This window comes from Flavobacterium sp. GL_143 (assembly GCF_057834355.1).
On the sequence record NZ_CM174401.1, the window covers coordinates 1,723,261 to 1,750,047 of the forward strand.

The following is a 26,787-nucleotide window of genomic DNA, read 5'->3' on the forward strand; positions in this document are numbered from 1 at the left end:
TCGGAAAATACTTGATAGATAGAATCGCTAGTGATTTGTTTTATTTAAATTTGAATTAAAATCCGCGTTCAATTATGCTAGCACTCATTGACAATAAATATCAAATCGATTTATCAAAACCTATCGATATTTCGATTCCGCTTACAAATACAGATGAAAACCCGATTGCGTGGTATATCGAAAAACCAGTAATCGAGCCAGTAGTTTTTGGCGATTGGATAGGGAAGGTTTCGGAAGGGAAATCATCTACCAACTTTAATAATATTTTCTTTAATCCGCACGGACATGGTACTCATACCGAATGCCTGGGACATATTACACGAGAATTTTATAGTATTAATCAATCTCTAAAAACGTTTTTCTTTTTGGCCGAATTAGTTTCGGTTGAACCAGAAGTTCAAGGGGAAGATTTGGTGATTACTAAAGAGCAAGTTCGAAAAGCCATGATGATTTCTCCCGATAGCTATCGGGATTCGCTCAATGGGACAGCTCCGGAAGCAATAATTATCAGGACGAAACCAAATTCAAAGTCTAAAAAAGCTGCAAAATATTCGAATACGAATCCTCCTTATTTGTCGGAAGACGCAGCGATTTTCATTCGCGAAAGCGGAATACAACATTTGTTAATTGATTTGCCAAGTGTAGATAAAGAACATGATGAAGGGAAATTATTGGCACACAAAGCGTTCTGGAATGTAAAAGATGTGAATAAACTTAATGCAGATGCAAGATTGAATGCAACAATTACCGAAATGATTTATGTTGATGACGAAATAAAGGACGGAAGTTATATATTGAATTTGCAAATTGCATCGTTTGAAAATGATGCAAGTCCATCCAAACCTATTTTATATAAAATATGATTACAGTTAGCACTGATAAAAACAAATTAGACGTTCCGTTTATTCAGCATTTCTTAAAAGATATTTATTGGGCCGCGGGTCGTACAATGGAAGAAGTTCAGACTACGATTGACAATTCGTTTTGTTTTGGGATTTTTCTGGATGATAAACAAATTGGCTTTGCCCGTGTTATCACCGATTATGTAGTTTTTGCTTATGTAATGGATGTTTTTATTACCGAAGAACATCGAGGAAAAGGGTATTCGTCTGTTTTGATAGAACGAATGATAAATGAACCTGCATTAAAAGAGGTTAAAATATGGAGATTGGCAACGACAGATGCTCATTTCTTATATAGCAAATTTGGGTTTACAGCATTAAAAAGCCCTGAGAAGATGATGGAAAAAGTGGTATTATGAAAACAGTTATAAAACTAGAAGAGTTAGGGGTATTTGTTCTCGGAATATATTTGTTTAGCCTATTAGATTATCAGTGGTGGTGGTTTCTGGTGTGGATTTTAGTGCCCGATTTTTCTATGCTAGGTTATGTCATAAATGCTAAAGTTGGTGCTTTTTTATATAATGTATTCCATCATAGAGGAATTGCTGTTTTGGTTTATATTTTAGGCTGCTATTTAAAGTTAGAAGCAGTACAGCTTATTGGAGTTATTTTATTTTCTCATGCTTCGATGGATCGTATTTTTGGTTATGGATTAAAGTATGAAACAGGTTTTAAGTACACACATTTAGGTGAAACCCACAACAAAAAAGAGCTTTCTTCTGATGAGGTAAAAAAGTGGGTTACTGACAACCAAAATTTAAATATTTTTCGGAAGAAATTGGTAAATAAGAAATGATATGAATTTAGAAACGTATTATAAATATTGTCTTTCTAAAAAAGGAACTACAGAACATTTTCCTTTTGATGAAGAAACATTGGTGTTTAAAGTTGGCGGAAAAATGTTTGCATTGTCCTCTTTGAGCCAATGGGAAAAAAACATTCCTTCGGTAAATTTAAAATGTGATCCAGAGCGTGCTCAGGAATTACGTGCCGAATATGATGATATAAAACCAGGGTATCATATGAGTAAAGTACACTGGAATACTATTACTATGAATGGAGATTTGCCTACGGCTTTTATAAAAGAACTTATAGACCATTCGTATGATTTGGTTTTCAAAAGTTTGACAAAGAAAATTCAGAATGAAATTATTGAATTAGAAAATTAGGCATTACATTTGCAACATAAGAGAAAAAACTAGCAACTCAGTTACTTTGTAACTTAGCAACTTATAAAATATGAAAGAACAATTTAAAAAGTTTTTAAACGAAGAACAAGACCCAAAAGCGATTGAAAAAATCACTTCTAAACTCAATGATTTATTAATGAGAGGTGAAGAGATTGGATACATTGCAGTTCAAAAAAAACCGGCAATTACTGTTTTTCCTGATAGCATTGTAGTAACAAACAAACGAATCATTGTATGTAAGCCTAAAAATTTAGGACTATCAATGGATTTTACAGATTATACCTGGGATGATATCGTAGGGACTTTTGTAAAAGAAAATATTCTTGGATCAGAGTTTTCTTTTTCTACAAAAACAGATATTCAGTTTTCTATAGATTATATTCCTAAAATTCAGGCAAGAAAAATTTTCACTTACGCAAAAGAACAATTGGATATACTTAAAAACCCGGTTGTGGCTGCTTCAACTCCAGTTGCTGAGGTTGCAGAACCAGAAGAAGTTGAGCCAGTAGAGGAAGAGGAAGCAGTAGAAGAAATCGAAACTGAAGAAGTAACGAACTATGCTGAGATTATGCCAGCAGCACCGATTTATAACGAACCAATTCAAGAAACTTCATTCGCAACAGGCGAGAGAAGATTAAGTGATATGTCGCAAGATGAGCTTTTTGAAAAATTACAGAATTACAAGAAGTTATTAGACAACGGATTGATTATGCAAGGAGAATATGATGCATTCAAAAAAGAGATTTTGAGTTATATGTAGCATTTAACCGCGAAGTTCAGAAAGTCCCACGCAACGGGTGCAAAGAAAAAAAGCATAAAAAAAACCAACATTTATAATGTTGGTTTTTTTATGAAATTTTGCGAACCTTGGGTTTTAAAGTCTTGCGATCTTTGCGGTTAAACTCCTATAAAGTAGCTTTTTGTTTTTCTACAAAACTATGTGCTTGTAGTTCCAAGAGTTCGGTAGCTTTCTTTCGCTGTAGGTCGTATAACTGTTTATCTTGTGCTATATCCTCATAAACTTTGTCGTGCATTGCAGCGCTGGTTTTTACTAATAAACTACGTTGGTATTTATTTTGTTCCAGAGTAGCTTTTAATGCTGTTTCCAGCTCTTCCTGTTTAAAATCGTATTCTCCTCTCGGAGATAATAATTTGGCTATTATAGGAGATGTTTCTATGGCAAGGAACAAAAGCATAATAAAGAAAGATGGAATCCAAGGTAACTTGTTTAATGCGTTTATTCGCGCCATTAAACCATCAAAACCATCAATGATAGGTTGTGTTTCGGTTACTTTTTTGTCTACATCGGCTTGGAGTGTTTTTGCAACTTTTTCTTTTTCGGCTATTTTTGCCTCATTTTCAGTTTTTAGCGTAGCAAATTCTTTTAAAGCAGCATCGTGCTTATCGCGTTTCTCTTTATAAACAGGACCTTTTCCTAATCGTTTTGAGCCCGCAGTTCCTTCGGCTTCAGTAATGTAAGTTGAATATAAGTCATTTACCTCTTTTTCCTTTTTTAGGATATCGGCTTTTAATCCAGCGATTTCGGCTTTGTTCTTGTCTAAATCGGATTTATAATAATTACCAACTTCTTTTTTATTGGCAAGAGCCATTGCATTTTTCTCTTTTAATAAAACGGTGTTGATTTCTTTTTCGAAAATTTTAATTTCTAATGGTTTCGAAATTACGATTGCGATAATAACCGCCAGAATAATTCGAGGTGTCGCTTGCAGGAATTCATCCCAAACACGGTCTCTTTTTTTTATTGTAGATACAATAAAGCGGTCAAGGTTAAAAATAAGTAAACTCCACACAAATCCAAAAAGCATGGCTGGATATACAGAGTCAAAAACGGTAAATAAGGCATATGCACTTGCAATAAATGCCATTACTGCGGTAAAGAAAACGGTAGCTCCAATACCAACATATTTGGTTTGTTCACTTTCTGAACAGTCCTCGAGGAGATTTTTATCTGCTCCTGAGCAAAGGATAAAAAATTGTTTCAACATGATTGATTGTTTTTGATTGATTGATAAGGCAAATTTAACGCCAAAAAATTAATATTGAGGTAAATAGTTGATATGTTTTTGGTTATGTCACTATTTTAGTTTTTCAAATGTGGTTTTGATAGCACTTTCACCCGTTGGTAATGTTAATTTTAATCAATATTTTCAAGGGGCTATGTTATTTTTAAGTAAAAAAAATAGGCTTAAAAAGCAGAAGCATAACGATATGTTAAATTTTTCAGGAGGTATAGTTAATATGCAGCAACTAGTTTCGCATTATAGAAAAACAACCAAAACCAAAATGAAAAAAAATTGTTTAGTATTAGTTCTCTTTTTAATAACTTTAGTAGGTTATGCTCAAAAAGGAATTGTTTCTGGGAAAGTATTGGATGCAGACGACAAACTGCCTTTACCAGGAGCAATGATTGAAATTGTAGGTCAGAATAAATATACTATTTCTGATTATAACGGAAGATACGAATTACTTAATGTAATGTCGGGATCTTATCAGGTAAAAGTAAAATACATGGGATATACAGAGAATATCCAAGATGTAGTTATTGCCGATGGGAAAAATGCTGTGATAGATTTTGCTCTTAAATCTTCGGGGACAGAATTAAATGAAGTTGTTGTAGGTGATATCCTAAAGGGACAAGCAAAAGCTTTAAATCAACAAAAAACGAATAAGAATATCGGAAATGTTATTTCGGCTGATCAAATGGGGCGTTTTCCTGATGCCAATGTTGGAGATGCCTTAAAGCGAGTACCAGGTATTACTATGCAGAATGATCAAGGAGAAGCAAGAAATATCATTATTAGAGGTTTAGCTCCTTCATTAAATTCTGTGACTTTAAACGGAGATCGTATTCCATCTGCCGAAGGCGATAACAGAAATGTACAGATGGATCTTATCCCATCGGATATGATTACGACAATCGAGGTTAATAAAACACTTACGCCAGATATGGATGCAGATGCTATCGGGGGTTCTGTAAACCTGATTACCAGAGCAACTCCTAATGGCGAAAGAATCTCGGCAACAGTAGCGGGAGGTTATGCACCAATACGAGATAAACCTATTTATACGGCAGGATTAGTTTATGGAAATCGCTTTTTTGATGATAAACTTGGAGCAGTTGTAAGTGGTTCTTATAATAATGTAGATTATGGTTCGGATAATGTTGAAGCAGCCTGGACTAAAGACAAATTTGGGAATGAATTTTTGAGTAAATCTGAAATTAGAAAATATGATGTGCAACGTATTCGAAGAAGTGCAGCTCTAGCTTTAGATTATAAATTCGATGAAAACAATACCATCTTTTTTAACGGAATTTATAACTGGAGAGATGATAGAGAGAATCGTTATAGAACTACTTATGATGATATGAAACCTATTTATAATGGCGAACAAATTACTGGTTTTACAGGGAGAGTAAAGCGTCAGACAAAAGGTGGTGTTGATAATAATCGCAATAAAAACAGAAGACTCGAAGATCAGCGTGTGCAGAACTATGCATTGCGTGGAGAACATTTAATAAATTCTAGTTTAGATCTTGATTGGTCAGCAAATTATTCGACAGCAAGAGAATATCGTCCTCAAGAACGTTATATCGAATACCGTCAGAAAGGTTTGAATACTGCACAAGATTTATCTGATTTAGAGTTCCCTTTGGTTACAACAACTGGCGAAGCTTTAGATAAATTTAAATTTGATTCGACTACCGAAAATACAGATGAAACTAAGGAAAGTGAATTTGGAGCTAAAGTAAATATCAGGTTTCCTTTTACAATTATCCCTTCGGAAAAAGGAAGATTAAGAACAGGACTTAGATTAAGAATGAAAGAGAAATCGAGAGATAATATTTTCTACTCTTATGAGCCAATAAGCGGAATGGAAACTTTGGCTGATGTTCAAACTAGTTATTATGACGGAAACGGATTTAATCCAGGGAGTAAATACGTACCGGGAACGTTTGTTTCTAATTCGTATTTGGGAGGTTTGGATTTAAATAATCCTGCTTTGTTTAATAAAGAATTAAATCCAGCTGAGTTTTTGACTGTAAATTACCAAGCCAAAGAAAATATTTATGCTGCTTATGTAAGATGGGATCAAGATTTTAATGATAAATTATCTATGATTTTAGGTTTCCGTGTAGAGAATACGCATATTGATTATACAGGTAATCGTGTTCTGGACGAAGAAGAGTTAGAAGGAAAGATAAACACGACAAATTCTTATACAAACGTAATGCCTGGGATTTCGTTTAAGTATAATGCGACCAAAGATTTAGTGTTGAGAGCTGCTGCTACAACAGCTTTAGCAAGACCAAATTATTATGCTTTGGCTCCTTATATCAATAATATTGCTGCCGATTCTCAGATATTAGCTGGTAATCCAGATCTTAAAGCGACTTATTCTTATAACTATGATTTCATGGCCGAGAATTATTTTAAATCGGTTGGTTTAATTTCTGCAGGTGTTTTCTATAAAAACCTAAATGATTTTATTTATACTTATAGTGATAATCAATATACAACTGCAAAGTTTGCTGCGGATTTTCCTAACCAACAAAATCCAATTCCAGCGGGAGATAATTGGACACTTATACAACAAAGAAATGGTGATAATGTAGATGTATTTGGATTTGAAGTAGCATTTCAGCGTCAGTTAGATTTCTTTACAAGTCCATTTTTAAAAGGATTCGGGATTTATTTAAACTATACTTACACAAAATCTACAGCCAAAGGTATTGCTGATGCAGAAGGAAATGAAAGACGTAATATAAGCCTTCCGGGAACATCTCCACATATGTTTAATGGGTCATTGTCATGGGAAAACAAACGTTTTTCGGCTAGGGTTTCGACTAATTTCACTTCAGATTATTTAGATGAATTAGGTTCTAATGAATACAATGATAGTTATTATGATAAACAACTTTTTGTAGATGCTAATGCAGCATTTAAAATTACACCTAAGATTCGTGTTTTTGCAGAAGCAAATAATTTAACCAATCAGCCGTTACGTTATTATCAAGGTGTAGAGTCGCATACTAAACAGGTTGAGTATTACCAAGCGCGTTATAATTTAGGATTGAAATTTGATTTTTAATATAGAATGAATTAGTTAAAATTGGCAGGAATGCAATGTTCCTGTCAATTTTTTATAAAAATAGAACATGAAAAATAAATTTATATTACTCTTAGTGAGTGCCATTTTAGTTTCTTGCGATAGCAAGTTAGCGCCAGTTCGTAAAGATGCTATTAAACCAACAGCGGTAACAGAACCACTTCCGCATGATACCGATGATCCATCTATTTGGATACATCCTACAGATCCATCTAAAAGTGTTATTGTAGGTACAGATAAAGATACCGATGGAGGATTGTATGCTTTTGATTTAAAAGGTAAAATCATAACCAAGTCGGAAACATTAAAAAGGCCTAACAATGTAGATATTGCTTATGGCTTAATTGTTAATGGAAAAAAAATAGATGTTGCGGTTACTACCGAAAGAGAAACTAATAAAATAAGGGTTTTTAGTTTACCAGATTTAAAACCTATAGATAATGGTGGAATTTCTGTTTTTGATGGAGAGACATTGCGTGATCCTATGGGAGTTGCTTTGTACACCCGACCAAGTGATAACGCAATATTTGCTATTGTAGGTAGAAAATCAGGAACTTCGGGTAGTTATTTGTGGCAATATCAGTTAACTGATGTTGGCAACGGAACAGTTGGTGGTAAAGTAGTTCGCAAGTTTGGTGCATATAGTGGGAAAAAAGAGATTGAAGCTATTGCTGTAGATAATGAGTTAGGAATGGTTTATTACTGCGATGAGCAATTTGGTATCAGGAAATATGTTGCTGATCCTGAGAGTAAGCAAAAAGATGTTGAGCTAGCTATTTTTGGAAAAGGAGAGTTTAAAGCAGATAATGAAGGAATTGCAATTTATAAAAAAACAGCAACAACGGGTTATATTTTAGTTTCTAACCAACAAGCTAATACGTTTATGGTTTATCCTAGAGAAGGGGCTAAAGGAGATCCGAATAAGTATCCTTTGCTTGCCGAGATTCCTACGTCGACAATTGAGTGCGATGGTGCCGATGTTACGAATGTAAATTTAGGAGGAGCTTTTAAAAATGGTCTTTTTGTGGCAATGAGCAACGGAATGACGTTTCATTATTATAGCTGGGATTCAGTACAAAAACGTATTGATGCGCAAGTGAAAAAATAAGTGTTCAGTATTTAGTTTTCAGTCTCAGTTGCTGTCATAAGTTACGGTTTCCTTTATGAATACAGTAAGTAAACTGAGAGTGAATACTGACACTGCGTACTGATACTAAAAACTGATACTAAAAAACAAGTATAAATAAAAAAGAGCTGTTCGATTGAACAGCTCTTTTTGTTTGAATTAGTAAAGACCTTATATTATGCTAATGGTGCTCCTGCCATAATTTCGGCATTGGCAAACTCTTCAAATTTTGCAAAGTTAGCTTTGAATTTCTCTGCTAGTTCTTTTGCTTTTACATCGTATAATTCTGGATTTGCCCAAGTGTTTCTAGGATTTAATATTTCGCTAGGTACATTAGGACAACTTTGTGGTTTTGCAATTCCAAAAACAACGTGGTTTTCGTATGCTACGTCGTCTAATTCTCCGTTTAAAGCGGCAGTAATCATAGCACGAGTATATTTTAGTTTCATACGAGTTCCTGTTCCGTATGCTCCACCAGTCCATCCAGTATTAATAAGCCAAACTTTTACATCGGCATCTTTCATTTTTTTGCTCAACATTTCTGCATAACGAGTTGGGTGTAACGGCATAAATGGCGCTCCAAAACAAGCAGAGAAATTAGGTTGAGGTTCGTCTACACCAGCTTCTGTTCCAGCAACTTTAGCAGTATAACCAGAAATAAAGTGGTATGCAGCTTGTCCAGGTGTAAGTCTCGAGATAGGAGGCAAAATACCAAAAGAATCGGCTGTTAAGAAGAAAATGTTTTTAGGGTTTTTACCTATAGAACCTGGCTGAATATTATCAATGTGGGTAATAGGGTAACTAACTCTAGTATTTGGTGTAATTGAGATATCATCATAATCTACCTCGTTTGTACCTGGTTTAAAAACAACATTCTCTAATAAAGCACCTCTTTTAATTGCTCTAAAAATGTCTGGTTCATTTTCTTCAGTAAGGTTAATTACTTTAGCATAACAACCACCTTCAAAATTAAATACTGTGTTTTCGTTTGTCCATCCGTGTTCATCATCACCGATTAATTTACGGTCTGGATCTGCAGATAAAGTTGTTTTTCCTGTTCCTGATAAACCAAAGAAAATAGCTGTATCACCTTCTTTACCAACATTAGCACTACAGTGCATTGGTAATGTGTTCTTAAATACTGGCAAGATGAAGTTTAAAGCCGAAAAAATTCCTTTTTTCATCTCTCCTGTATATCCTGTTCCGCCAATAAGAGCAATTTTTTTTGTAAAATCCAAAATTGCAAAATTGCTTTGTCTTGTTCCATCTACAGCAGGATCTGCCATGAAGCTAGGAGCACAAATTACTGTCCATTCTGGAGTAAAGTTTGCTAATTCTTCTGCTTCTGGTCTCAAAAACATATTGTAACAAAACAAGTTAGACCATGCTGTCTCAGTAACAACACGTACATTTAATCTGTAATTAGGGTCTGAACAAACGTAAGAATCTCTAACAAATACTTCTTTGTTAGATAAATATTGAGTTACCTTGTTGTATAATTTTTCAAAGGCAGCTGGTTCAAAAGGAATGTTTACTTTTCCCCACCAAACTTGGTCTTCTGTAATACTATCCTTTACAATAAAACGATCTTGAGGCGAACGTCCTGTAAATGTACCAGTATTAATTGCTAATGCACCTGTTGAGTCCTCCACACCTTGACCTGATTGTATCGTAATGTTGTGTAATTCGTCAGCTGATAACTGATAATGAATTGTTGCATTTTTAATCCCTAACTCATTTAGCGAAATCGATTGCGTAGATAACGTTTGATTGTCCATAAATTTATAAGTTGTGTATGTTTTACTTTATAGACTGTAAAATTAGATATTATATTTCAGATAAAATTTTATATAACGAATTTTATGACTTTTGTTTAATAATTTTAACAAATAGTACAGTCCAAGCAAGAATTAATAGGAGTCCGCCTATTGGCGTTACGAATCCGATAATTTTGAAGTCAAAAGTTGTAAGGTTATTCGCAGCAAGTAAGTATATTGAACCCGAAAATAATATAACACCAGCTACAGCAAGATTGTAAATAACCTTTAATGTCTTTTGTGAAAGTTCTTTTCTTGTGGCTACAAAGAATAAAAATAGTGCATGGTACATTTGGTAACGTACACCAGTTTCAAAAGTTACAAGTTCTTCTATTGATAAAACTTTTTTTAGAGCATGAGCTCCAAAAGCTCCTAAAATGATAGCTAACATTCCTAAAAAAGCACCTGTTGCAATTATTTTTTTATCCATTACAATATTATTTTAGTTGTTACAAAAATAGGTTTAAAACTTTCATCATGGAAAAAAATTAAGAGAACTTTTGGAAATATTTAGCTTTCTTCAGGATAAATAAATTCTGCTTATTTTTGGTTTAAAATAATGTATAGTTCATTTTTTTAACATTTTTTAATTGTTATGAATATAACATTATTGTATGTTTGTGTTATATATGTAAAATATGAGAGTAGTTTTAGTCATTGGAGCAGGCAGATCAGCGTCGTCATTGATACGATATTTATTGGATAAGTCCGAAAAGGAGAACCTGCATCTTATTATAGGTGATTTGTCTTTGGCTCTTGCCGAAAAGAAAACGAATAAACATCCTAATGCAACTCCTATTGCATTGGATATTTTTGATGAAGAACAGCGAAAGCTTGCGATACAAAAGGCAGACATTGTAATATCGATGTTGCCGGCTCATTTACATGTAGAAGTTGCCAAAGATTGTTTGCTTTACCAAAAACATATGGTTACTGCATCTTATATAAGTGATGCGATGCAGGCATTGGACAAGGAAGCAAAAGCTAATAATTTGATTTTTATGAATGAAATTGGGCTTGATCCTGGTATCGATCATATGAGTGCCATGAAGGTAATCGATGAAATTAGGGAGAAAGGTGGTAATATGTTATTGTTCGAATCTTTTTGTGGCGGACTTGTAGCTCCTGAATCTGATAATAATTTATGGAATTATAAATTTAGTTGGTTACCGCGTAATGTGGTTTTAGCAGGGCAGGGAGGAGCAGCCAAATTTATACAGGAAGGAACTTATAAATATATCCCGTATTGCAATTTATTTCGCAGAACCGAATTTCTTGAAGTAGAAGGATACGGAAAGTTTGAAGCGTATTCTAATCGTGATTCTTTAAAATACAGATCTATTTATGGTCTTGAAGATATTCTTACTTTGTATCGTGGTACAATAAGAAGAGTTGGATTTTCGAAAGCTTGGAATATGTTTGTACAATTAGGAATGACAGATGATAGTTATGTAATGGAGGATTCCGAAAACATGAGTTATCGTCAGTTTGTGAATTCTTTTTTGCCTTATCATCCAACTGATTCTGTAGAAATAAAAATGCGTTTGATTCTTAAAATAGATCAGGATGATATAATGTGGGACAAACTTGTTGAGCTTGACTTGTTTAACGCGAATAAAATTGTTGGATTAAAAGATGCTACTCCAGCTCAGATACTAGAAAAAATACTTTCGGATAGTTGGACTTTAGAGCCACACGATAAAGATATGATAGTGATGTACCATAAATTTGGATACAAATTAAATGGTGTAGACACACAAATAGACTCCAAAATGGTTTGCATTGGAGATGATCAAACGTATACTGCAATGGCAAAAACAGTTGGATTGCCTGTTGCAATGGCCACTTTATTGATATTAAATGGTAAGATTACAACTCCTGGAGTTCAGTTACCAATAAATAAAGAGGTGTATTTACCGATTTTAAAAGAATTAGAAGAATACGGAGTAGTATTTCATGAGCAGGTTATGCCTTATTTTGGATATAATCCCGATAAACTTCTTAATTAGTAGTTTTTGAAAATTTTTTTTAGAATTTTTTTTAGTTTTTTATTTGATCCGCTTCTTGAAAAAGAAGCGGATTTTTTTATTTCTTATTATTTACAGATAAAACAAGAAAACGATCCTATGGTTTAGTTGTAAAGTAGATTTCATGATTGTATCTAAATATTATTTTCTAATAAAAAGAGCGTTTTTTAATCAGTACAGTCAATGGCTATTGGTAACGCAAATATTTGACTTATTGGTTTACCTTTATATAAAGCTGGAACCCAGTTAGGCAATTTTTTTAAAACGCGAACGGCTTCTTCTCCCAATCCGTAGCCTAAATCTTTGCTGACTTTAATATCTGATAAAGAACCATCTGTTTCTATGTTAAATGTAAGCACAAGTGTTCCTTTAACTTTGTTTTCGTATGCTGCATCAGTTACATTGAAGTGGGTGTAGAAAATCTTGTAAAAGCCTTTCATACCTGTATGAAATTGAGCTTGTCTTTCAAATTTACTAGGATGAACAAGAGTCTCATTTTGTTCATCGTTTTCAATTGTTTGGGCGATACCTTCTGTACTAAAAGCAAGCAGTACGGTAAAAAGAACAATAACTTTGTAATCTAGCTTTGTTATTAATTTCATGTTTTTTTTTTCTAGCTAAATTACTTTTTTTATTTATTTTCTTGTACCGTTATTGGTAATTTGTACATTACTCTCGCTGGTTCATTGTTTAATGTGCCTGGTTTCCATTTTGGAGATAGTTTTAATACGCGTATAACTTCATCGCCTAATCCGTAACCTAAGTCATGAGCTATTTTATAATCAGATAATGAACCGTCTTTTTCGACATAGAAATCGATGATTACTTTTCCTGATACTTTATTTTTAGAAGCATCTTTAGGAATTTTGAAGTTTTTACCAATGAATTTGTAAAATTCTGTCATTCCGCCTGGAAATTCTGGCTGTTGAATGTTTTCGGTTGTGTCTGTAAGGAAAGTTGGTGGTTCGTTCAGTGCTTTTCGATTGCTTCCTTGAGCAATTGTTGTCGTGTTAAAAGCAAAAAATAATGTAGCAAATACAAAACCTACTACCGAGGTTTTTACTATTGCTCTCAATCGGGATTCTTTTTTTGTCATCATAAGTAAACGTTTTTTGGTTATTTGAAAATTAATAGAACTTGCAAGCGCAATCTGGCTTTGGTTGGAAGCCATTTTTAATAGTAAGTTTTGATAGTGAGAAACTGATTCTGATTGGGTTATTACTGCTTCATCGGCTAGAAATTCATGATTTAATTTGATAGCTCTTTTGTAAAGTATAAAGATTGGATTAAACCAGAATAGGATTTGTATTGCTTCAATAAGAATAATATCCAACGAATGTTTTTGCTTTATATGTGCTGTTTCGTGAGCAATAAGTTGTGTGTCGATTAGATTGTTTTTTAAATCACTTTCGTTTAAAAATATGGTGTTTAAAAATGAATGTGGTAATATGGAATCTTCAATCAAAACCACTTTTTGGTCATTGATAATTTGTGATTTGTTGTGTTTTATTTTTTTATGAAAGGAATACAGATTCAATACAAAGCGGATGGTTAGTGATAACGCAATAATTAGATATAGAGCAAGTAAGCTATAAGTAATTGTCTGATTATTGGTTAGTGAATTTAGGTTTTGTGTATTGTTGTTTATTACTATTTCGGGTAATCGAATAGCGTTTATTGCTTTTGATATTTTTGTATCGAATGAAAATAGCTGTAACGGAATGGTTAAGCCAAAAACTAAACTACCCAACAAATAGAATCTGTTGAAACCATGCATTTTTTCGTTTTCTAACCAAAGTTTATATATTATAAACAGGATTATAAGTAGTAATGACGATTTTAGGATATAAGCTATCATTTTTTCTTTTTTTGAATTTGACTATCAATGATTTTTTTGAGTTCTTCCAGTTCCGAAGTCGATAAATTGGTTTCGGTAGTAAAGAAAGAAGCAAATTGCGATGCCGAATTGTTAAAGAAATTACTAATCAATCCGTTTACGTGTTTAGAGAAATAATCGGTCTTCTTGACCAATGGATAGTATTCTCTTGAGTTTCCAAATTCGTTGTAAGCAACAAATTTTTTGTCGATCATTCTTTTTAATAAAGTGGCAACGGTTGTTGTAGCCGGTTTTGGGTCAGGATATGCTTCGAGTAAATCCTTCATGAACGCCTTTTTTAGTTGCCAAAGGTGTTGCATTAATTGTTCTTCGGAGTTGGTTAGTTGCATTGTGGGTTATTTTTTAATTTTTTCTAATTTTTCTAACTCTGGTAATTCCTTTTTATAGGCTTCTACATCCCAAACAATTCCCCATTTTTGAGCATATTCGGCTATGGTTCCTAAACCAACTTCTGCGCGTCTTTTGTCTACATTATCGGGGTCTTCTAATGGTGAAATGTATTGCTTGTTTGTTGCTGGATTTTTGGCAAGTTGGCTTCCGTAAATTTGTTTTCTCCCTTCTCTTAGTGCGATGCGGTCTTCTAGTGATGCTAAAGAACTTGCTTTTGCATTTCCTTTTTTGACAGCGTCTCTCATCATGGGTAAATATTTTTGTTGCGTTTCTAAGTCTGAATGCTGTATTACCAGAAACAAAGTTTGATTTGCCTGACTGCCCACAACGTTTTCACCGATCCATCCTTTTTCATCAAGTATCTTGGATATTTTAATTAGGTTCAGGCTGTCTTTATAATTTATGATTTTACCAATGCTATCTATTTTTTTCTTATCATAATTTGGGCTTCTATATATTGTCATGAATACCTTTCTTATGTTTTGATCCTCTTCAAAAATAGAGAGTAATTCTTCTTGCAGAGGTTTGTCATAATTTGCTTCGATGATGTTAAGTTTCTTTTGAAGTTTGGTTATTATTTTTTGCCATTCCTTCTCGGGATGCAATATTGTTAAGTCATTATCTTTTTTTAGATGGTATAAATTTTCATAATCATTATCGATTGCTAAGTTTAACCATTCGAATGCTTTTTTAGTTTCTAATGACCTTGCTGCTGAGCATGCTCCATTGTATAATTGTGTCGAATTTTTGTGTTCTAGTTTAAATGCCTTTTCATAATATGTAACAGATGATTTGTAATCTTTTCCTTTGTAACAGGAGTCAGCTTTTTGGATATATTCTTTGTAGGATTGTGCTTGTAAGGAAGTAATACCCAACAGGAATAAAAAAATGGCACTTATTTTTTTCATAATTTTTAAAATAGAAATTTTGGTTATTTGTTTTTTGTAGTAGACGTTAATTCTCCGTTGTTGTATTTTTTTATTTCGATTAGTTTGCCTGCTGTGTCGTAATATTTCCAATCGTTATAATAAAACCAATGTATTTGTTCTTGACTCTTTTCTAATTTGGTTTTTCCTTTTGATTGTAATTTTCGATTCGGATAATAATATTTGACTTTACAACTGTTGCCTTGATATTTTTCTGTTTTATATAGCGTATTGTTTACGTAAGATTTCCATTTTTTTACGGGTTCGTCTTTCCGATAGTATTCAAATGTTTTGTATGTAATACTATCTTGTGTGTAACTGTCTATCCAAACGCCTTCTTTCTTTTTGTTAATCTTCTGATTAATTGGATTGCTCTTGCATCCAGAAAGCAGTGTTATGTAAATTAATAATAGGATATATCTACTCATAAAACTTATTTTGCTCTACAAGACAACATCTTGCTCTACAAATGTAGAGTTAATTTTTTAATTTCCAAAATTATTTTTTTGAGGGTCAAAGGTTTAGAGGTGCAAAGGGACAAAGGTAAAAGGAATAGAGGTTCAAAGGAGCTAAGAGGCAAAGGTATTGTGAGTACCAAAAATGGTAGAAATTTTAAATCCAGCTATTCAGTTCCGAACCTTTGGGACGATCGGAGAGAACCCCCATAAAAAAATCCACTTGCTGGCGCGAGCGTCTCGCTCGTGAACACAAACAGAATCTTTTTACTGTATGTCGGAAACTAGATGTTGATTTATGGAACGGTCACGAGCGGGACGCTCGCGTTAGCAGTAGAGACGCTCTTGCTGACGCGAGCGTCTCGCTCATGAGCAGAAACAGAATTTTTTTAATGTGTGTCTAAAACTTGTGTTGATTTACAAAATAGTCATGAGCGAGACGCCAGCGTAAGAAGCTAAAAACCTTTGTCCCTTTGCACGTCAGAACCTTTGAACCTTTTTTTAAGCGTTAGGGATAGAAGTGATATCCTTTTTATTTTTCTTTCAAAATAAAAAGATATAGCGTATAGCCCGACCGTAGGGAACGCCCATAAAAAAATCCGCTCATTGCTGAACGGATTTTGGAGTTTTATCTTTGTCAAAGTTCAAAACTTTGACAAAGATTTCTGCATTATTTAGATCTTACGATTAGCTTATTTTTTAGAAAGCTCTACAAAATATTTGTAAAACAACGGAATAGTTTCGATTCCTTTTAGGTAATTGAAAATTCCGAAATGTTCGTTTGGTGAGTGAATCGCATCGCTATCAAGACCAAAGCCCATAAGGATTGTTTTGCTTTTTAGTTCTTTTTCGAATAATGCTACAATCGGAATACTTCCGCCTGAACGAACAGGAATTGCAGGAACTCCAAAAGTTTCGGTGTAAGCCATATTTGCCGCTTTGTAACCAATACTATCTATTGGGGTTACATATCCCTGACCACCGTGATGTGGAGTAACTTTTACAGTAACGCCTGCTGGTGCAATGCTTGTAAAGTGTTTTGAGAATAACTCGGTAATGTGCTCCCAATCTTGGTTTGGAACTAAACGCATAGATATTTTTGCGAAAGCTTTGCTTGCAATAACCGTTTTAGCTCCTTCGCCTGTATATCCGCCCCAAATTCCGTTTACATCAAGTGTAGGTCGGATAGAGTTGCGTTCGTTGGTTACATATCCTTTTTCTCCATAAACATCGTTTAAGTCTAAGGCTTTTTTGTATTTCTCTAAGCTAAATGGTGCTTTTGCCATTTCGGCTCTTTCTTCTAGCGTTAATTCTTCGACATTGTCGTAGAATCCTGGAATTGTAATATGGTTGTCTTCGTCGTGTAATGAAGCAATCATTTTGGCAAGTACGTTAATAGGGTTTGCAACTGCACCACCATATAAACCTGAATGTAAATCGCGGTTTGGTCCTGTAACTTCTACCTCTACATAACTTAAACCACGTAATCCTGTTGTGATAGATGGTTGCTGATTTGAAATCATTCCAGTGTCTGAAATTAATATCACATCGTTTTTAAGTTTTTCCTGATTGCGCTCTACAAACCAACCTAAACTTTTAGATCCTACTTCTTCTTCACCTTCTATCATGAATTTTACGTTACAAGGCAAAGTGTTGCTTTGTACCATATATTCTAATGCTTTTACGTGCATGTACATTTGCCCTTTGTCGTCGCAAGCACCACGAGCAAATATTGCTCCTTCTGGATGAATTTCGGTTTTTTTGATAACTGGTTCAAATGGGGGAGATGTCCATAATTCCATTGGATCTGGTGGCTGAACATCATAATGTCCGTAAACTAATACGGTAGGTAAATTTGGGTCGATTATTTTCTCTCCATAGACAATTGGGTACCCCGGAGTGTCGCAAATTTCGACAAAATCGCATCCGGCTTTCTCTAAACTTGCTTTTACAGCCTCGGAAGTGTCAATTACATCTTGAGAATATGCAGTATCTGCACTTACAGATGGAATTTTTAATAATTCGATTAACTCATTGATAAAGCGTTCTTTGTGTTCTTGAACGTATGCTTTTATAGTGTCCATTTAAATTGATTTTTATAGAATTTCAAAAATACGAAAAATAGAATTAATATTTTTTTTCAAAAAAGCTTTGAAAATTAGAAGTTATGATTATCTTTGCACCCACAATTGAGCGGATATGGTGAAATTGGTAGACATGCCAGACTTAGGATCTGGTGCCGCAAGGCGTGTAGGTTCGAGTCCTATTATCCGCACTACTTACTTTAAAAACCCTTAAAATATAGTTTTAAGGGTTTTTTTTATGTCTTTACTTTGCTGAATTATTGGTTTTTATAGGTCAATATTCAAAAGATGGTGATTGAGTAAAAAAATTTACCGCAAAGTGCGCAAAGTATAAAAGAAAGGTTCGCAAAGTTTAATCAATAGCTTCAACTTAGTTTGTCCTTAAAAAAGTAACGCTGATGAAACGGATTTACTCTGTAAAGACGCGGATTAACCACGGATTTTTTATTTAACATTATTAAATCCGTCTTTTTCTGCGTCTTCGCGATAGCGAATCCGTTTTATCAGCATTCTATTTTATGCGTAACAATTTGCACGGGCTGCGTTTTCGCGGTAGTAAATCCGTTTTATCAGCGTTCTATTTTATGCGTAACCAAACAAAGGCTTTGTTTTCATTTAAGCATGTTCAATCCTTTTCTTTATAATCTCCAGCAATTCTTCTTTTGTCATAAAAGTGTTTAGGAAATCTTCTAAGTTTCCTTGGTTAGAAACTTCTCTGAAAAAAACTTCGTGATCTGTACCAAATAATGTTGGGTTTTCAGGATTTGGATCGGATAAACATATATAATAGTGGTCTGGAAAACCATAACTTGAAATAAGCAGAATAAAATCGGGTGTTGTGTCATTTGTTACTTTAATGATTTCGCTTAAATCGGTATCTTCATCTTTAAAATCTTCGTTCCATTCGGCGAAATCTTCTGTGTCTTCTTTAAAAGGGGTAAAAGGAGAAACTTGCCAAAACATCTGACCGAATCCTTCATCTGTTAATCTGAAATATTTTTGAATTATTGCATCGTAAAAATCTTCTTTGTTTTCTCTAAAAAGAGCTTCGTTTTCGTTGATAAAATCGCTTATTCCGTAAATGGGTTCTTCTTCTTCGGCGGTTGCCCAAGGTGTATCTGTTGGTCGCTGATACAAAACGGTATCAAAAGTTATGGATTGTAAATCTTCCTGAAGTGATTTGCCTTTTACATTGTCGATATTTCCGCCTAATCTTTTTATTTGCTCCAGAATTTCCTTTTTCATTTTTTGTTTGATTAAATATTATTATTTAAAAATAGGAATTCTGAGGGTATTAAAAAAGGAATGTGGATTTAATGATAAATTTCTTTGGTTTTATAGATAATATCTGTATTGTGTGTTATTATGTTGGGCACTGAAAGAATTTTAGCGCTATCGGGTCTAAAAATGATGAGGGTTTGTAAATTTTTCTTTCTATTTTTCACACATTTTTACCCTAATAGTATCTTTTTCAAAAACTAAGCCCACATCACCTTGTATTGTTTTTTTAATTTCTTCGGGCGTCCATCGATGTCTATTCTTGTTAGGGCTATCTGCAAAAAGGGCAGTTAATATTTTGAATGAAAATATATTTTCTTTCTCTGTAAATTGTCTTCCTATTTCAAATGGTTCTAAATGAACAAAATCACTATATTGCTTATCTAAATTATACATGACAATATCATTTAATTTTCCCGATTTAATTTTTTTAGATATTATAGTGTCTTCAATTCTAATTGTGAAATTTACAGTTGGCGAGCCTAATGAATGTTTATCTTCATGATACCAAATTTGATTAACACAAACGATTGGTTTAGTCTTCTCTACTGTCTTATTATTACAAGACATTACTAACAAAAGTATAATAATCAACTTTGTTATAAGGTTATATTTTTTCCAGCTTTCCATCCTTTGAAATTTTTATATTGTTCAATATCCCCTTTTGCTTTTATGTAATCTGATTCATATTTCATTTTCAAATTCATCATTGTTACCATTGCATTTCTAAAACCAATAGAAACATATTTCCAGTTTTTATCAACAAATGCCTGATGTCTATATGCGACATCTTCGAAATATTCATCATCATAAAATTTCACCCCTAATCGTCTTAATTCTTCTAGGTGTTTATGTTCATGAGCGCAAACACTCATTATGTCATACCCAGTGTCAAAATTCAAGCCTATGTGTCCATAAACTATCCTGATATCTGCTTCTTTATCTTTCAAGTATTCAGAATCCGAAGTGACTCCTCCAAATTTAGTAACTGCATATCCAGTGTTAGAGGGGTCATTTGTCGCATCAGTAATGGTTTTGTACTTTAACTCGTTTAAGTTGTAGCCTGCCTCAGTATAATAATGGTTATAAACGTTTTTAGCAATATTAGTTCTTGTTTGAAGAGATAAATCAGTTATTATAATGCCGTACTTTGTTCCAGCTCTTAAATTTACAATATTTCCTGTTCCTGTAAAAGAAACTTGTTTGTCGAAAAAATCTTCGGGAATGTTATTCATAGAATATGGATTTCCTAAAGGATCACGACCAATAATATAAAATTTTTTCTGGCTGTTTATTGTTGAGCCTAAATAATTTCCTTGTATGTCAAAATAATCCCCATCGACATTTGGGGTAATTTTTAATGTTACGTGTTGAAATCTTGTGTCACCGTTAACTGATTTAATTCTAAAAATTCTTTCCATTTTGTATTTTACAAGGTTTGTATTTTTACTTCTTCTTTTAGTTTAGCAATACCTTCGGCATTTACTTCTCCGCTATAAGTAATCTCTTTAATGTCAATTTCTAGGTCATTTCCGTTTACTTCATAAAGTAGTATAGTTATTGTTTCGCCTTCCTTGTAATTTATGGTTTTTACCAATAAACTTGCTTTTTCGCCTATGCCTGCTTCATTAATAGAATTTATCATTTTTGCACACATCCACTTTATATCAGTAATTTTTTTCTCTGGTTCTTGTTGTATTACTTTTTTAGGTGGTACAATCACTTCTTTAGTTATTTCTTGTCTAGGTTCAGATATCCTTATAATCTGGCGCATTGGTAAAGTTCCGTTTGCTTCAAATTTTTCATGATGAGAAATACAATATGCTTTTTCAAATTTGACCTTTTTAAATTTACTCATTCCATCGGCTTTGTAAAAAGTAATAACGCCATCTTTTGCCTCATTGCTAAGCGCTCATTGTAAAAGAGCAGTATTACTATCTGATTCAATCGTTAAATCTATCATCCAGCCTGTAGGCCTTCCGCAAGGTTTACCTATGTTATCCAATGGTTGTGTCGATGTATAATTAAATGAGATTAGCTTGTATTCTATTCTATATTGTCTAATCTTAATGTCCCTAAAGCAGCCATATTCTTATTCGTAACTATTATTTATTAAAGTCAAAAAGCATTTGTGACAGAACCTATGTATTCAAATGTAGTAATGTTTTTCATACAAATAAAGAATTGCTGATTTAAAATTTAGTTAATTTCTTATTTAAATTTATTTATGGATAAATGGCTACCCCATAAGAAATTAACACAAAGCTTTTCTTGATTGTCGAGTTACTAGCGGAGATTCTTCGTTCCTCAGAAAGACAAGTTTGTGGTTGTATTATGTGTAAACTGAGAACTTCACTCCGCGTCTAAATAAGGATCTAGGGTTTCCGCTAATTTGTTGTGTGTTTTCGCAAAGTCAAATTTCTAGCCCTGATAGAAGGGAAAATCCTTTTTTATTGTTTTTCTCAATAAAAAAGATTTGGAATGATAGCAGGAAATAGCTCCTGAAAAAATCTTTAGTAATAAATTTTTTTCTGATTGTCGAGTTGCTTGCGGGGCTTCGACTCCGCTCAGCCTGGCAAAGTTTGTGGTTGTTTTGTGTGTAAACTTGTATGTAGATATTTTTTGTTTCTCGCAATCTTGTCACCCTGACGCAGGAAGGGTCTCCGCAAGAATTTAACGCAAAGTTTTTCCTGATTGTCGAGTTACTCGCGGAGATTTCTCGTACCTCGAAATGACAAACAGGACGCAAAAATAAACTTTCTTCACTCCACATCTAAATAAGGATCTAAGGTTTCGGCTAATTTGTTGAGCCAATAAAAATTGTCTTCGATGTTTTTTATTTCTGATGCTGCGGTTTCACATCCTCTTATTAGACATAATGAAAGAATATAGTTTACTTGGCGTATTGTTTTTGCCATGCTTTTAGGGTCGATTGATTTATTTAAAAAATCTGTTAACCTTAATTCTGTTTCTTTTGAAAGTCTATTTTCGCTCATGATTTTAAAGTTTAGTAAGGACTATGAAAATATCATAACAGCAAAAATCATAAGATTTATTTTGTAATTGAACGCATATATGGGTTCAAGTCTATTTTATATTTCCTTAAGCAAAAGATTGATAAAGGATAAATGTTTAATCAAGAAATTATAACGCATAAAAAAAGACCTCATTGAGGTCTTTTTTTATGTTTAAATATATTGGGTTTATGCTTCTTTTGGTTCTGGAAACATAACCGAAAGTACAACTGATATTACTAAAACACCTGCAATAACTATTAACGAATACATTGATTCGATATGGTAGAATGGCGAAATAATCATTTTTACCCCGATAAAAGCAAGGATTATTGCTAAACCATATTGTAATTTGCTAAACAAATGAATGAAATTATCTAGTAAGAAGAATAATGCTCTTAGACCTAAAATTGCAAAAATGTTTGATGTATAAAGAATAAACGGATCATTAGAGATTGCAAAAATCGCAGGAATTGAATCTACTGCAAAAAGTAAATCGGTAAATTCTATTACAGCTACAACTACTAAAAGTGGTGTTGCTAGTTTTTTCCCGTTTTCGTATGTAAAGAATTTATCTCCATCATACTTATCGCTTACGCTAAAGAATTTTCTAATTAATCTAGCTCCTCTGGTATTGTTGTAATCTTCATCTTCGTCCTCATTTCCTGATGACCATGATTTTATTCCTGCATAAACTAAGAATAATCCAAAGGCTGTCATGATAAGGTTAATATCGTATTTAAATCCTTCGACACCAACTAGGCTTAAAAGCTTGTTTAAATAGGTTAATTCGATTAAAAAAGCTCCAGAGAATATAAATATAGCTCTAAGGACTAATGCTCCTATAATACCCCAAAATAAGACTTTGTGTTTGTTGGTATTTGGTACATCAAAAAACTTGAATACAAGGATAAACACAAAAAGGTTATCTACAGAAAGTGCTTTCTCGATCCAATACGCCGATTGAAATTCGTAAAATTTAGCTGAACCTGCATAATAGTATACTAAACCACTAAAACCCATTGCTAAACTGATCCATACTAATGACCATGAAATAGCTTCTTTATTGGTTACGACATGACTTTTTTTGTTGAAAATACCTAAATCTAGTAATAGCATTATAACTACTGCGATTGCAAATATTGCTATTAATCCAGGATGTTCTGAGAAAATGGGATGTTCGTTCATTATTGTTTATTAAGTTGAAATTTATTATTTATTTAGATTTATTTGTTTCTTTATTTATAAATATGATTGAAGTATTCTTTGGGCTGTTTGTCCTAAGAAACTATCTTCGGTTGGGTCTCCAATGGCGCTAAATCTCCATTCGTTATCGCGTTTGTATAATTTTCCCATGATGATAGAACGTTTGTTTATGTATTGTCTATCTGCAGAAACGTTATAGGATGCAAATTCCGAAATTACTTTTGTTGGTGTTCCCTCATACATTCTTATTTTGGCATATGGTATTTGCGAGAAGTCTTCTTTTCCGGCATTATTCAAAAAGAAAAATATCTGAGTAACTTTTGCGTCAATTTTCGACAAATCTACGGTTATGATTTCATTATCCAAACCATCATCGCCACCTTTATCACCCGCAAGATCATCGCCAGTATGTTTTAATGCTCCATCGTTGCTTAATAATTTACCTTTGGATAAACCAAATTGCTGTAAAGCCTCAAGACGGTATAATGGAGAATATAAATGATCATAAAGTTTGTTTTGATCATCTATTAATATGCAGCTTAAATCAAGGTCTACATCTGTTACGTTTTTTGATAAACCTAAGAATCCTTTGGTTTCTATCGCTCCCCAGTTTACACCAACACAAAAGCTGGTTAATGATTCTCCGCTTGATTTTCTTAAATCAATTTTTTGTCCTTTGGTTAAATTAATTGCCATGTGCTTTTAATTGTATTTGTTTATATAATCCTGAAGACCACCTTTCATCCCGATTCCTACGGCTTCAAATTTCCACTCTTCGTTTCTTTTGTAAATTCTTCCAAATTCTACGGCAGTTTCTATAGAGAAATCTTCGTCTAATTCGTATTTTACTAATTCTACATTCGATTGATCTAAAATTCTGATAAACGAATTACGTATTTGTCCAAAATTTTGTCTTCTTGTATCTGCGTGATGTATCGTAACTACAAATGAGATTTCGTTAACCTCAGGAGCTATTTTAGATAAATCTACTTGTATTTTTTCATCGTCTCCGTCGCCAGCACCAGTTAAATTGTCTCCAGTATGAATTACTGCCTGATCTGGTGATTTAAGGTTATTGTAATAAACAAAATGATTGTCGCTTGGAATTTTTCCATTTGCTCCAATTAAAAATATTGATGCATCTAAGTCAAAACTTTCTCCAGTGCTGCTAGAATTACTATCCCATCCTAATCCTACTGTAAACTTTGGAGCGTCGATGCTTTGTCTTTGTCCTTTTTCTAAATTAATTGCCATTCTATGTTCTTAATTAATATTAATATTTAACATTGTTTTTAAAATATTGGTCTGTTCATCTACATTTTGTAACTCATCAAGAAAATCTACAGATGAAATTTTGTCCAGATACTCTTTTAATACTTCTTGAACTGTATCTGGTAGTATTGTTTTTATTGTACTAAGCTCTAATTTTAAATCAGCATTTTTAGCTGTTAACTCCATTACGATTTGCTCTTTTGATGAGCTGTTTTTTGAGAAATCAATTCCTTTTGCTCTTTCGTGGTCTAGAAAATAGAACGATTTGTCTTTTGCAATAAAAATAAATTTGTCGTTAGAATCTCTAAATTCATAAGCTTCGACAACTTCATTATTGTAAACGAGACCGCACATGAATTTAATTTTAAATTTAAGAATGTTTAATCTTCCTAAAAGTTTTCTTTCGAACTTAACAAACGAGTTTTCGTACAAACTATTGCTGGCTTGTGTGAGTTGCTCGTATTGTTCGGTATTTATTTCTCGATAATATTCGGATTGAACACTATCTGAAAAAATCGTAATCTCATTCCAGTTAAAAAAATCTTCTTTTTCTGTTGCAAATAATTGATAGAGCTGTTCAATTTTTTTAGACATATTTTGAGCATGCACTTGTGTTTGCTTAGCAAATTTGGCTTCTCCGATTTCGACTTTTAATTTAGAAACAATGTCATCATTAATATATATTTCATCAGTCATTAAAAGATACTGTTGCTCTTTTGATTTCTTGATTTTTTGAAACAAATCAATAAGACTATTTGTAAACTGAATGTGAAATAATTCTAATTTATTAATGTCTAATGTTCGGTTGTTTTGAAAAAGAGAGTGGATTATTTTTGTTTTGATCAAGGTATTAACAAGGTCCTTGTGATTAAAGAAATTGGTTAACAATTCTAAAATCACAAGTCTTCTGTTACTATCTTTTATTATTTGAACGAACCGTTCCTCTTCCTCTTGCATTTAATTGATTTCTTATTTTCAATTAGCTTATAACACCTTTTTTTAATTCAGTTTCAAGACTTTGTAAACCAGCGTCAAGTTGTCTTCTGGTTTCTGTACCTTGGTCGTGAATTTGTTTTACTTCTGTCAACGTGTCTATTAAAGATTTTGTTGTCATTTTCAATGTCTCTAAAGAAACAATTGTATTTTCATTTTCTCTGGCAACTTCTATGCTGTTTTGTTTTAGCATTTCGGCATTCTTTTGTAAAATGGTATTTGTTGTCTCAGATACTTTACGCTGAATCTCGATATTCTGTTTTTGTCTTTGTAAAGCAACGGCTAATGTAAGCTGGTTTTTCCAAACTGGCATTGTTGTCGTTAAGATAGATTGCGCTTTTTCGGCAATAGAGGTGTTGTTGTTTTGAACCACACGTATTTGCGCAAGAGATTGCAACATTATAAAACGAACAATTTTCATGTCGGCTAAACGCTTATCCAGACGATTGATGAAATTTCTTTTGTCAGAAATCTGATAATCTTGATATTGTGCAGTATTAGCTTCCATTACTGCAAGTTCTTCGTTTAGTTCTTTAAAACGAATTTGTCCTGCAATAACGTGTTTTTCCATCTCTTTGATAAGTCCAACATTACCATCAAACATAGTTTGAAGTGCACTATTGTCTTTTACCGAATTGATCATTCCAGCTTTTACTTTATTACTGATTTTGTCAATGTTTACAGTAATTTTATCGTATTGCTGAAATAATTTTTTTACATCAGTAACTAATTTATTAAGAACTGGAATTTTTGAAAGAAATCTTTTAAACGGACCCTGATCTAATTGATCAATATCTACATAATTTAATTCTGTCAATAAATCGTTTATCAAAGTTCCTACTTCACCAGAGTTATATGTTCTAACGTTGGTTAAGAAAGTATCACTTTGTTTGGCGATAGAGTTTTGAATTTCGGCACCATAATTCAAGATAGAATTGGCGTCGTTTTCATTTAACTGATTTGAAATCGATTTGTAACTATTTACTTCAGCTTCGGTAATTGTAGCCAAGTTTACATTTCCATCTTTGTCAATTAACGCAAGATTTTCCTGTGTAACTAATTGATTATCTATCATCTTAT

General features: G+C 33.1%; 26 protein-coding genes, 1 tRNA gene and 1 pseudogene. 9 read left to right on the plus strand and 19 right to left on the minus strand.

Annotation, left to right across the window (positions count from 1 at the left end):
• The first annotated feature begins 74 nt into the window (after window positions 1–74).
• The 5 genes from AC3IPI_RS07440 (at window position 75) to AC3IPI_RS07460 (ending at window position 2,852) form a co-directional block, all read left to right on the plus strand.
• Window positions 75–863 (plus strand): cyclase family protein, encoded by a 789-nt coding sequence (locus AC3IPI_RS07440; protein WP_489158136.1) that lies wholly within the window; start codon window positions 75–77, stop codon window positions 861–863.
• Window positions 860–1,261 (plus strand): GNAT family N-acetyltransferase, encoded by a 402-nt coding sequence (locus AC3IPI_RS07445; protein WP_039116301.1) that lies wholly within the window; start codon window positions 860–862, stop codon window positions 1,259–1,261. Before AC3IPI_RS07440 ends, AC3IPI_RS07445 begins: the two co-directional genes overlap by 4 nt.
• Window positions 1,258–1,698, plus strand: coding sequence for a DUF4260 domain-containing protein (locus AC3IPI_RS07450; RefSeq protein WP_489158138.1), 441 nt, complete (start codon window positions 1,258–1,260; stop codon window positions 1,696–1,698). The genes AC3IPI_RS07445 and AC3IPI_RS07450 overlap by 4 nt, the downstream gene beginning before the upstream one ends.
• Before the next feature lies 1 nt (window position 1,699).
• Entirely contained in the window at window positions 1,700–2,071 is a 372-nt protein-coding gene (locus AC3IPI_RS07455; protein WP_489158140.1) for an MmcQ/YjbR family DNA-binding protein, read from the plus strand.
• Window positions 2,072–2,141: 70 nt separating this feature from the next.
• Window positions 2,142–2,852 carry a PH domain-containing protein gene (locus tag AC3IPI_RS07460; RefSeq protein WP_489158142.1) on the plus strand — a complete coding sequence of 237 codons (711 nt, stop codon included), beginning with the start codon at window positions 2,142–2,144 and terminating at the stop codon, window positions 2,850–2,852.
• A 145-nt stretch (window positions 2,853–2,997) separates the two neighbouring features.
• Here AC3IPI_RS07460 and AC3IPI_RS07465 read toward each other — a convergent pair whose 3' ends face one another.
• Window positions 2,998–4,098 (minus strand): DUF4407 domain-containing protein, encoded by a 1,101-nt coding sequence (locus AC3IPI_RS07465; RefSeq protein ID WP_039116304.1) that lies wholly within the window; start codon window positions 4,096–4,098, stop codon window positions 2,998–3,000.
• A gap of 298 nt (window positions 4,099–4,396) precedes the next feature.
• On the opposite strand from AC3IPI_RS07465, the gene AC3IPI_RS07470 reads away from it, so the two are divergent.
• Both AC3IPI_RS07470 and AC3IPI_RS07475 read left to right on the plus strand, forming a co-directional pair.
• Window positions 4,397–7,204 carry a TonB-dependent receptor gene (locus AC3IPI_RS07470; protein WP_489158144.1) on the plus strand — a complete coding sequence of 936 codons (2,808 nt, stop codon included), beginning with the start codon at window positions 4,397–4,399 and terminating at the stop codon, window positions 7,202–7,204.
• Window positions 7,205–7,271: 67 nt separating this feature from the next.
• The gene (locus AC3IPI_RS07475) at window positions 7,272–8,330 is read left to right on the plus strand and encodes a phytase (RefSeq protein WP_489158146.1); all 1,059 of its coding nucleotides are present in this window, start codon (window positions 7,272–7,274) and stop codon (window positions 8,328–8,330) included.
• A 194-nt stretch (window positions 8,331–8,524) separates the two neighbouring features.
• Here the strand turns inward: AC3IPI_RS07475 and pckA are convergent, their stop codons facing one another.
• Window positions 8,525–10,126, minus strand: a complete 1,602-nt coding sequence (gene pckA / locus AC3IPI_RS07480; RefSeq protein WP_489158148.1) for a phosphoenolpyruvate carboxykinase (ATP) — start codon at window positions 10,124–10,126, stop codon at window positions 8,525–8,527.
• Between the two features lie 82 nt (window positions 10,127–10,208).
• Complete coding sequence (locus tag AC3IPI_RS07485; protein WP_489158150.1) at window positions 10,209–10,595, minus strand: DUF423 domain-containing protein; 387 nt, start codon at window positions 10,593–10,595, stop codon at window positions 10,209–10,211.
• Window positions 10,596–10,803: 208 nt separating this feature from the next.
• Here AC3IPI_RS07485 and AC3IPI_RS07490 point away from each other — a divergent pair, with 208 nt between their 5' ends.
• Window positions 10,804–12,174, plus strand: coding sequence for a saccharopine dehydrogenase family protein (locus tag AC3IPI_RS07490; protein WP_489158152.1), 1,371 nt, complete (start codon window positions 10,804–10,806; stop codon window positions 12,172–12,174).
• A gap of 185 nt (window positions 12,175–12,359) precedes the next feature.
• Here the strand turns inward: AC3IPI_RS07490 and AC3IPI_RS07495 are convergent, their stop codons facing one another.
• The 6 genes from AC3IPI_RS07495 to AC3IPI_RS07520 form a co-directional block, all read right to left on the minus strand.
• Complete coding sequence (locus tag AC3IPI_RS07495) at window positions 12,360–12,794, minus strand: energy transducer TonB (protein WP_489158154.1); 435 nt, start codon at window positions 12,792–12,794, stop codon at window positions 12,360–12,362.
• 29 nt (window positions 12,795–12,823) lie between these two features.
• Complete coding sequence (locus AC3IPI_RS07500) at window positions 12,824–14,050, minus strand: M56 family metallopeptidase (RefSeq protein ID WP_489158156.1); 1,227 nt, start codon at window positions 14,048–14,050, stop codon at window positions 12,824–12,826.
• Window positions 14,047–14,418 carry a BlaI/MecI/CopY family transcriptional regulator gene (locus AC3IPI_RS07505; protein ID WP_039116310.1) on the minus strand — a complete coding sequence of 124 codons (372 nt, stop codon included), beginning with the start codon at window positions 14,416–14,418 and terminating at the stop codon, window positions 14,047–14,049. The genes AC3IPI_RS07500 and AC3IPI_RS07505 overlap by 4 nt, the downstream gene beginning before the upstream one ends.
• Before the next feature lie 6 nt (window positions 14,419–14,424).
• Window positions 14,425–15,387 (minus strand): DUF6624 domain-containing protein, encoded by a 963-nt coding sequence (locus tag AC3IPI_RS07510; RefSeq protein ID WP_489158159.1) that lies wholly within the window; start codon window positions 15,385–15,387, stop codon window positions 14,425–14,427.
• 23 nt (window positions 15,388–15,410) lie between these two features.
• Window positions 15,411–15,833 (minus strand): hypothetical protein, encoded by a 423-nt coding sequence (locus AC3IPI_RS07515; RefSeq protein ID WP_489158161.1) that lies wholly within the window; start codon window positions 15,831–15,833, stop codon window positions 15,411–15,413.
• Between the two features lie 719 nt (window positions 15,834–16,552).
• Window positions 16,553–17,944 (minus strand): dipeptidase, encoded by a 1,392-nt coding sequence (locus AC3IPI_RS07520; RefSeq protein ID WP_039116313.1) that lies wholly within the window; start codon window positions 17,942–17,944, stop codon window positions 16,553–16,555.
• 109 nt (window positions 17,945–18,053) lie between these two features.
• On the opposite strand from AC3IPI_RS07520, the gene AC3IPI_RS07525 reads away from it, so the two are divergent.
• A tRNA-Leu gene (locus tag AC3IPI_RS07525) sits at window positions 18,054–18,135 on the plus strand.
• Window positions 18,136–18,559: 424 nt separating this feature from the next.
• Here the strand turns inward: AC3IPI_RS07525 and AC3IPI_RS07530 are convergent.
• The 10 genes and pseudogenes from AC3IPI_RS07530 to AC3IPI_RS07575 form a co-directional block, all read right to left on the minus strand.
• Window positions 18,560–19,189: a hypothetical protein gene (locus AC3IPI_RS07530; RefSeq protein ID WP_489158163.1), complete on the minus strand. Its 630-nt coding sequence runs from the start codon at window positions 19,187–19,189 to the stop codon at window positions 18,560–18,562.
• 189 nt (window positions 19,190–19,378) lie between these two features.
• Complete coding sequence (locus AC3IPI_RS07535) at window positions 19,379–19,852, minus strand: hypothetical protein (RefSeq protein ID WP_489158165.1); 474 nt, start codon at window positions 19,850–19,852, stop codon at window positions 19,379–19,381.
• Window positions 19,822–20,643: a hypothetical protein gene (locus AC3IPI_RS07540; RefSeq protein ID WP_489158167.1), complete on the minus strand. Its 822-nt coding sequence runs from the start codon at window positions 20,641–20,643 to the stop codon at window positions 19,822–19,824. The genes AC3IPI_RS07535 and AC3IPI_RS07540 overlap by 31 nt, the downstream gene beginning before the upstream one ends.
• Window positions 20,644–20,651: 8 nt before the next feature.
• A pseudogene (gene tssD / locus AC3IPI_RS07545) lies at window positions 20,652–21,293 on the minus strand (type VI secretion system tube protein TssD).
• A 691-nt stretch (window positions 21,294–21,984) separates the two neighbouring features.
• Window positions 21,985–22,218 (minus strand): hypothetical protein, encoded by a 234-nt coding sequence (locus tag AC3IPI_RS07550; protein ID WP_489158169.1) that lies wholly within the window; start codon window positions 22,216–22,218, stop codon window positions 21,985–21,987.
• A 207-nt stretch (window positions 22,219–22,425) separates the two neighbouring features.
• Window positions 22,426–23,424 (minus strand): TerC/Alx family metal homeostasis membrane protein, encoded by a 999-nt coding sequence (locus AC3IPI_RS07555; protein ID WP_039112555.1) that lies wholly within the window; start codon window positions 23,422–23,424, stop codon window positions 22,426–22,428.
• A 54-nt stretch (window positions 23,425–23,478) separates the two neighbouring features.
• Window positions 23,479–24,138 carry a TerD family protein gene (locus AC3IPI_RS07560; protein WP_039112554.1) on the minus strand — a complete coding sequence of 220 codons (660 nt, stop codon included), beginning with the start codon at window positions 24,136–24,138 and terminating at the stop codon, window positions 23,479–23,481.
• Between the two features lie 6 nt (window positions 24,139–24,144).
• Complete coding sequence (locus AC3IPI_RS07565) at window positions 24,145–24,696, minus strand: TerD family protein (protein WP_039112553.1); 552 nt, start codon at window positions 24,694–24,696, stop codon at window positions 24,145–24,147.
• Window positions 24,697–24,705: 9 nt separating this feature from the next.
• Window positions 24,706–25,671, minus strand: a complete 966-nt coding sequence (locus AC3IPI_RS07570; RefSeq protein WP_489158172.1) for a hypothetical protein — start codon at window positions 25,669–25,671, stop codon at window positions 24,706–24,708.
• Window positions 25,672–25,693: 22 nt separating this feature from the next.
• Window positions 25,694–26,782, minus strand: a complete 1,089-nt coding sequence (locus AC3IPI_RS07575; RefSeq protein WP_039112551.1) for a toxic anion resistance protein — start codon at window positions 26,780–26,782, stop codon at window positions 25,694–25,696.
• Window positions 26,783–26,787: the final 5 nt, after the last annotated feature.